Below are 3,174 nucleotides of genomic sequence, written 5' to 3'. Positions count from 1 at the left end.
CGAAAGGATACTTAGAGATGGGTGTCCGAGTAGGTGAATCAGGGTTGTGATTGTATCAATGTATGAAAAGGTAATCGAAAGATTGCCTTGGAATACGGCGCAACACGAATACTCAACCTGTAGCGATGTGGCGACGCGGTCCCCTCCGGGGATTGGACGCACGTAAGAGCTCTGCATGGGCCCGGAGTAAGTGCTAAAGCACTAACTCCGGCCGACAGCTAAAGCACTAACGTGTGTCGAGAAGACACACTCGTTATAGGGTCAAGCGAACAAGTGCATGTGGTGGATGCCTTGGCGATCACAGGCGATGAAGGACGCGGTAGCCTGCGAAAAGCGGTGGGGAGCTGGCAAACGAGCTTTGATCCACTAAGTAACCGCAGGAAAAGAAATCAACCGAGATTCCCAGAGTAGTGGCGAGCGAAATGGGACCAGCCTGTACTCTTTATCTTTACTGTTAGTCGAAAGCTCTGGAAAGTGCTGCCATAGCAGGTGATAGCCCTGTAGACGAAAACAGTTTGGAAGAACTGGGTGTACGACAAGTAGGGCGGGACACGTGAAATCCTGTCTGAAGATGGGGGGACCATCCTCCAAGGCTAAATACTCGTGATCGACCGATAGTGAACCAGTACCGTGAGGGAAAGGCGAAAAGAACCCCGGGAGGGGAGTGAAATAGATCCTGAAACCGCATGCATACAAACAGTCGGAGCCTTTGAAAGAGGGTGACGGCGTACCTTTTGTATAATGGGTCAGCGACTTACATTCAGTGGCAAGCTTAACCGATTAGGGCAGGCGTAGCGAAAGCGAGTCCGAACAGGGCGTTCAGTCGCTGGGTGTAGACCCGAAACCAGGTGATCTATCCATGGCCAGGATGAAGGTGCGGTAACACGTACTGGAGGTCCGAACCCACTAACGTTGAAAAGTTAGGGGATGAGCTGTGGATAGGGGTGAAAGGCTAAACAAACCTGGAAATAGCTGGTTCTCTCCGAAAACTATTTAGGTAGTGCCTCGTGTATCACCTTCGGGGGTAGAGCACTGTCATGGTTGTGGGGTCCATTGCGGATTACTACGCCATAGCAAACTCCGAATACCGAAGAGTGCAATCACGGGAGACAGACATCGGGTGCTAACGTCCGGTGTCAAGAGGGAAACAACCCAGACCGCCAGCTAAGGTCCCCAAATATTGCTAAGTGGGAAACGAAGTGGGAAGGCTAAAACAGTCAGGAGGTTGGCTTAGAAGCAGCCATCCTTTAAAGAAAGCGTAATAGCTCACTGATCGAGTCGTCCTGCGCGGAAGATGTAACGGGGCTAAGCAATATACCGAAGCTGCGGATGCACAGTAATGTGCATGGTAGGAGAGCGTTCCGTAAGCCTGCGAAGGTGCATTGAAAAGTGCGCTGGAGGTATCGGAAGTGCGAATGCTGACATGAGTAGCGATAAAGGGGGTGAAAGGCCCCCTCGCCGTAAGCCCAAGGTTTCCTACGCAACGTTCATCGGCGTAGGGTGAGTCGGCCCCTAAGGCGAGGCAGAAATGCGTAGCTGATGGGAAGCAGGTTAATATTCCTGCACCATTGTTAAATGCGATGGGGGGACGGATCGCGGAAGGTTGTCCGGGTGTTGGAAGTCCCGGTCGCTGCGTTGGAGAAGGCACTTAGGCAAATCCGGGTGCGCAATTCAAGGGCGTGGCGCCATTCACTTCGGTGAAGAAGCAACTGGAAGTGGTTCCAAGAAAAGCCTCTAAGCTTCAGTTTAACAAGACCGTACCGCAAACCGACACAGGTGGGCGAGATGAGTATTCTAAGGCGCTTGAGAGAACTCGGGAGAAGGAACTCGGCAAATTGGTACCGTAACTTCGGGATAAGGTACGCCCCTGTAGCTTGACTGGCCTGCGCCAGAAGGGTGAAGGGGTTGCAATAAACTGGTGGCTGCGACTGTTTAATAAAAACACAGCACTCTGCAAACACGAAAGTGGACGTATAGGGTGTGACGCCTGCCCGGTGCCGGAAGATTAAATGATGGGGTGCAAGCTCTTGATTGAAGTCCCGGTAAACGGCGGCCGTAACTATAACGGTCCTAAGGTAGCGAAATTCCTTGTCGGGTAAGTTCCGACCTGCACGAATGGCGTAACGATGGCCACACTGTCTCCTCCCGAGACTCAGCGAAGTTGAAGTGTTTGTGATGATGCAATCTCCCCGCGGCTAGACGGAAAGACCCCATGAACCTTTACTGTAGCTTTGCATTGGACTTTGAACCGATCTGTGTAGGATAGGTGGGAGGCTATGAAGCGTGGACGCCAGTCTGCGTGGAGCCGTCCTTGAAATACCACCCTGGTTTGTTTGAGGTTCTAACCTTGGTCCGTGATCCGGACTGGGGACAGTGCATGGTAGGCAGTTTGACTGGGGCGGTCTCCTCCCAAAGTGTAACGGAGGAGTACGAAGGTACGCTAGGTACGGTCGGAAATCGTGCTGATAGTGCAATGGCATAAGCGTGCTTAACTGCGAGACCGACAAGTCGAGCAGGTGCGAAAGCAGGTCATAGTGATCCGGTGGTTCTGTATGGAAGGGCCATCGCTCAACGGATAAAAGGTACTCTGGGGATAACAGGCTGATACCGCCCAAGAGTTCATATCGACGGCGGTGTTTGGCACCTCGATGTCGGCTCATCTCATCCTGGGGCTGTAGCCGGTCCCAAGGGTATGGCTGTTCGCCATTTAAAGAGGTACGTGAGCTGGGTTTAAAACGTCGTGAGACAGTTTGGTCCCTATCTGCCGTGGGCGCTGGATATTTGAAGGGGGCTGCTCCTAGTACGAGAGGACCGGAGTGGACGAACCTCTGGTGTACCGGTTGTCACGCCAGTGGCATCGCCGGGTAGCTATGTTCGGAAGAGATAACCGCTGAAAGCATCTAAGCGGGAAACTCGCCTTAAGATGAGATATCCCCGGGGCTTCGAGCCCCTTGAAGGGTCGTTCAAGACCAGGACGTTGATAGGTCAGGTGTGGAAGCGCAGTAATGCGTTAAGCTAACTGATACTAATTGCCCGTAAGGCTTGATCCTATAACCGGTGTGTGTCGGCAGCCGTTAGTGCTTCAGCACTTATGGATGCCCCACCCTGCGCCACGCGCAGGGTCTTGAGACCACATGCACAGGTTGAGATCGATGTTGTGCCTCGAACAACACA

Annotated in this window: 1 rRNA gene; it reads left to right on the top strand. The window is 52.8% G+C overall.

Annotated features, from left to right (window positions below):
* Positions 1-259 precede the first annotated feature (259 nt).
* Positions 260-3,050, top strand: a 23S ribosomal RNA gene (locus GNZ13_RS49930).
* The last annotated feature ends 124 nt before the right edge of the window (positions 3,051-3,174 follow it).

Source organism: Paraburkholderia elongata, assembly GCF_013177735.1.
GTDB classification, from domain to species: Bacteria; Pseudomonadota; Gammaproteobacteria; order Burkholderiales; family Burkholderiaceae; genus Paraburkholderia; species Paraburkholderia elongata.
Note: the sequence above shows the minus strand (reverse complement) of the source record. Positions and strands in the feature narration are given on the sequence as shown.